Genomic DNA, 4,865 nt, shown 5'->3' on the forward strand with positions numbered 1-4,865 from the left:
GCTCCTCGTGGGGGGTTCACGGGGGGCGGAGCCCCCCGTGTGGGGGCCGCTCCTCGTGGGGGGTTCACGGGGGGGCGGAGCCCCCCGTGTGTTACTTGTTGATCTTCGTCACGCGACCGGCGCCGACGGTGCGGCCGCCTTCACGGATGGCGAACTTCAGGCCCTCTTCCATGGCGATGGGCTGGATGAGCTCGACGTTCATCTCGGTGTTGTCGCCGGGCATGACCATTTCCTTGCCCTCGGGGAGCTTGACGACACCCGTCACGTCCGTGGTGCGGAAGTAGAACTGCGGACGGTAGTTGTCGTAGAACGGCGTGTGACGGCCGCCCTCCTCCTTGCCGAGGATGTAGACGTTGGCCTCGAAGTCGGTGTGCGGGGTGATCGAACCCGGCTTGACGACGACCTGGCCGCGCTCGACGTCCTCGCGCTTGATGCCACGAAGCAGCAGACCGACGTTCTCGCCGGCGCGGGCCTCGTCGAGCAGCTTGCGGAACATCTCGACACCGGTGACGGTGGTCTTGGTGGCCGGGCCCTCGTGGATGCCGACGATCTCGACCTCCTCGTTGACCTTGAGGATGCCACGCTCGACACGGCCGGTGACGACGGTGCCACGACCGGTGATGGTGAAGACGTCCTCGACGGGCATGAGAAACGGCTTGTCCGTCTCACGCTCGGGCTCGGGGATGTAGGAGTCCACGGCGTCCATGAGGTCCAGGACGCTCTGGCCCCAGGTCGCGTCGCCCTCGAGCGCCTTCAGCGCCGAGACGCGCACGACGGGGATGTCGTCGCCGGGGAACTCGTAGTCGGACAGCAGCTCACGGACCTCCATCTCGACGAGCTCGAGGATCTCCTCGTCGTCGACCATGTCGGTCTTGTTGAGCGCGACCACGATGAAGGGGACGCCGACCTGGCGGGCCAGGAGGACGTGCTCCTTCGTCTGCGGCATCGGGCCGTCGGTGGCGGCGACCACGAGGATCGCGCCGTCCATCTGGGCCGCACCGGTGATCATGTTCTTGATGTAGTCAGCGTGACCAGGGCAGTCGACGTGGGCGTAGTGACGGCCCTCCGTCTGGTACTCGATGTGGGCGATCGAGATGGTGATACCGCGCTGCTTCTCTTCCGGCGCCTTGTCGATGTCGTCGAACGCGAACACCGGGTTCAGGTCCGGGTACTTGTCGTGCAGGACCTTGGAGATCGCAGCCGTCAGCGTCGTCTTGCCATGGTCGATGTGACCGATGGTGCCGATGTTGACGTGCGGCTTGGTCCGCTCGAACTTTGCCTTCGCCACTTGCTTGTCCTCCTCAGGACTTCTCTGGGATACCGCTTAGGCCAGGCTGGCGTGGCGGTGCTTTGGGGTATGACGTGTGGGGTCGACCGTGAAGTCTACCCGTCACTCGCCACGAGTTTTCTTGATGATTTCTTCCGCGACGCTCTTGGGCACCTCGGCGTAGGAGTCGAACTCCATCGAGTAGTTCGCGCGACCTTGGGTCTTGGACCGCAGGTCACCGACATACCCGAACATCTCCGACAGCGGGACCAGGCCGCGCACGACCTTGGCGCCGCTGATGTCCTCCATGGCTTGGATGTGGCCACGGCGGGAGTTGATGTCGCCGATGACGTCGCCCATGTACTCCTCGGGCGTGCGGACCTCGACGGCCATCATCGGCTCGAGCAGCACCGGGTCGCACTTGCGGACGGCCTCCTTGAAGGCCATCGACCCGGCGATCTTGAACGCCATCTCCGAGGAGTCGACGTCGTGGTAGGCGCCGTCCAGCAGGGTGGCCTTGACCCCGACCATCGGGTAGCCGGCGAGGGCGCCGTACTGCATGGCGTCCTGGATGCCGTGGTCGACGGAGGGGATGTACTCGCGCGGCACGCGGCCTCCGGTCACCTTGTTGTCGAACTCGTAGAGCTCGCCTTCGGAGGTGTCCAGCGGCTCCAGCGCGATCTGCACCTTGGCGAACTGGCCCGACCCACCGGTCTGCTTCTTGTGGGTGTAGTCGTACTTCTCCACCGCACGGCGGATCGTCTCGCGATAGGCGACCTGCGGCTTGCCGACGTTGGCCTCGACCTTGAACTCGCGGCGCATGCGGTCGACGAGGATGTCGAGGTGGAGTTCGCCCATGCCGGCGATGATCGTCTGGCCGGTGTCCTCGTCGAGGTGGACCTGGAAGGTCGGGTCCTCTTCGGCGAGCTTCTGGATGGCCGTGCCGAGCTTCTCCTGGTCGCCCTTGGTCTTGGGCTCGATGGCGACCTGGATGACCGGCTCGGGGAAGGTCATCGACTCCAGCACGACCGGCTTGTCGATATCGGACAGGGTGTCACCGGTGGTGGTGCCCTTCAGGCCGATGGCGGCGTAGATGTGGCCGGCCAGCGCGTCCTCGACCGGGTTCTCCTTGTTGGCGTGCATCTGGAAGAGCTTGCCGACGCGCTCCTTCTTGACCTTGGTCGAGTTGAGCACCTGCGTGCCGGCGTGGATGCGGCCGGAGTAGACGCGGATGAAGGTCAGCGTCCCGAAGAAGGGGTGCGAGGCCACCTTGAACGCGAGCGCCGAGAAGGGCTCGTCGGTGGACGGGTGACGCTCGATCTTCTCGTCCTCGTTGCCGGGGGCGTGGCCCTCCATGGCGGGCACGTCGAGCGGGGTCGGCAGATAGGAGATGACCGCGTCGAGCATCGGCTGGACACCGCGGTTCTTGAACGCCGAACCGCACAGCACCGGGTAGAGCTCTGAGTTGACGGTCAGCTTGCGGATGCCCCTCTTGAGCTCCTCGACGGTCAGCTCGCCCTCTTCGAGGTACTTCTCCATGAGCTCGTCGTCGGACTCGGCGACCCGCTCGACCAGGGCGTGACGGTATTCCTCCGCCTGCTCCTGCAGGTCGGCCGGGATCTCCTGGACCTCGTACTTCGCGCCCATCGTGACGTCGCCCTTGGCGTCGCCGGGCCACACCAGGGCCCGCATCTCGAGCAGGTCGACGATGCCGACGAAGGTCGACTCGGCACCGATCGGCAGCTGCAGCACGAGCGGCTCGGCGCCGAGGCGGTCCTTGATGGTCTGGACGGTGAAGTAGAAGTCGGCGCCCAGCTTGTCCATCTTGTTGACGAAGCAGATGCGGGGCACGTTGTACTTGTCGGCCTGGCGCCACACGGTCTCGGACTGGGGCTCGACGCCCTCCTTGCCGTCGAACACGGCGACGGCGCCGTCGAGGACGCGCAGCGAGCGCTCCACCTCGACGGTGAAGTCGACGTGGCCGGGGGTGTCGATGATGTTGATCTGGTTGTTGTCCCAGAAACAGGTGACAGCGGCCGACGTGATCGTGATGCCGCGCTCCTTCTCCTGCTCCATCCAGTCGGTCGTGGAGGCGCCGTCGTGCGTCTCACCGATCTTGCGGTTGACACCGGTGTAGAAGAGGATGCGCTCGGTCACCGTCGTCTTGCCGGCGTCGATGTGCGCCATGATGCCGATATTCCGGACCTTGTTCAGGTCGGTCAGGACGTCCTGTGCCACTTGGGTTTTCTCATCTCAGTTCGTTGCGAACACAGCATGTTGCGTTACGTGCGGGGTGGCGCCGCAGCGCCGGCGGTATGCCGCTTCGCCCACCTGAGCTGGGCGGCATACCGCAGGCTGGGGTCACCAGCGGTAGTGCGCGAAGGCCTTGTTGGACTCGGCCATCTTGTGGGTGTCCTCACGACGCTTCACCGCGGCACCGAGGCCGTTGGAGGCGTCGAGGATCTCGTTCATGAGGCGCTCGGTCATCGTCTTCTCGCGGCGCTGGCGGGAGTAACCGACCAGCCAGCGCAGCGACAGGGTCGTGGCGCGGCCGGGCTTGACCTCAACCGGGACCTGGTAGGTCGCGCCACCGACACGGCGGGACTTGACCTCGAGGCTCGGGCGGACGTTGTCGAGCGCGCGCTTGAGGGTGGCGACCGGGTCGGTGCCCGTCTTGTCGCGCACGCCCTCGAGGGCGCCGTAGACGATGTTTTCGGCGATCGACTTCTTGCCGTCGAGCAGGATCTTGTTGACCAGCTGGGTCACCAGGGTGCTGTTGTAGACGGGGTCGACGACGAGGGGACGCTTGGGTGCGGGGCCTTTACGGGGCATTCAGATCACTTCCCCTTCTTGGCGCCGTAGCGGCTGCGAGCCTGCTGGCGGTTCTTGACGCCCTGGGTGTCGAGGGCGCCGCGGATGATCTTGTAGCGGACGCCGGGGAGGTCCTTCACACGGCCGCCACGCACGAGCACCATCGAGTGCTCCTGCAGGTTGTGGCCGACGCCCGGGATGTAGGCGGTGACCTCGATGCCGCTGGTCAGGCGCACACGGGCGACCTTGCGCAGCGCCGAGTTCGGCTTCTTGGGGGTGGTGGTGTAGACGCGGGTGCAGACACCGCGGCGCTGAGGAGAGCCCTTCAGGGCAGGGGTCTTGACCTTGGAGGCCTTGTCCTGCCGGCCCTTGCGCACCAGCTGGTTGATGGTAGGCAAACCGTTTCCTTCAATTCGTCGTCTCGCCCGCCGTATGACGGGCGCTCCTTGCCATGTCCGCCGCTCGACCCCCGTGGTCGGGTGTGTCGCGCCGGATGCTCTCCCCTGCACTCCCCGCTCCCCACCCACCGCGGCTTGCGGTGGCGAAGATCGGATTGCCCGGCGAGAGGGGTGGGGCACATCAGTCACCAAGGACTGCTGCCGGCGTGCCCATGCGCGACTTCGCGCACGAGACACAGCGCTCCATCGTACCCGGGCCCGTCGGAGGCGGCCAAATCGCGTAGGAGGGGCTCTCATCGAGTGGGGAGTGCCGGCACGCTTTCCGGCGATTTCCGTGCCGAGAATCCCCTCTCGACGTCAGTTCGTGTGGACGTCAGTTCGTGTGGACG

The 4,865-nt window shown here is 65.9% G+C and carries 4 protein-coding genes; all 4 read right to left on the minus strand.

All coding sequences use genetic code 11. The annotated features are described in order from the left end of the window. Positions 1-91 precede the first annotated feature (91 nt). Positions 92-1,288, minus strand: coding sequence for an elongation factor Tu (tuf, locus tag BN11_RS11290; protein WP_048697715.1), 1,197 nt, complete (start codon positions 1,286-1,288; stop codon positions 92-94). 102 nt (positions 1,289-1,390) lie between these two features. Beyond that, on the minus strand, positions 1,391-3,505 hold the full coding sequence (gene fusA, locus BN11_RS11295; RefSeq protein WP_048697719.1) for an elongation factor G: 2,115 nt from the start codon (positions 3,503-3,505) through the stop codon (positions 1,391-1,393). Between the two features lie 123 nt (positions 3,506-3,628). After that, positions 3,629-4,099 carry a 30S ribosomal protein S7 gene (rpsG, locus tag BN11_RS11300; protein ID WP_048697720.1) on the minus strand — a complete coding sequence of 157 codons (471 nt, stop codon included), beginning with the start codon at positions 4,097-4,099 and terminating at the stop codon, positions 3,629-3,631. A gap of 5 nt (positions 4,100-4,104) precedes the next feature. After that, entirely contained in the window at positions 4,105-4,476 is a 372-nt protein-coding gene (rpsL, locus tag BN11_RS11305) for a 30S ribosomal protein S12 (RefSeq protein ID WP_048697723.1), read from the minus strand. Between the last annotated feature and the right edge of the window lie 389 nt (positions 4,477-4,865).

This window comes from Nostocoides australiense Ben110, from assembly GCF_001050535.1.
Lineage (GTDB): Bacteria > Actinomycetota > Actinomycetes > Actinomycetales > Dermatophilaceae > Nostocoides_A > Nostocoides_A australiense.

Coding starts and splice junctions, on each gene's coding strand:
- rpsG (WP_048697720.1), bottom strand. CDS start 4,099: ATGCCCCGTAAAGGCCCCGCACCCAAGCGTCCCCTCGTCGTCGACCCC.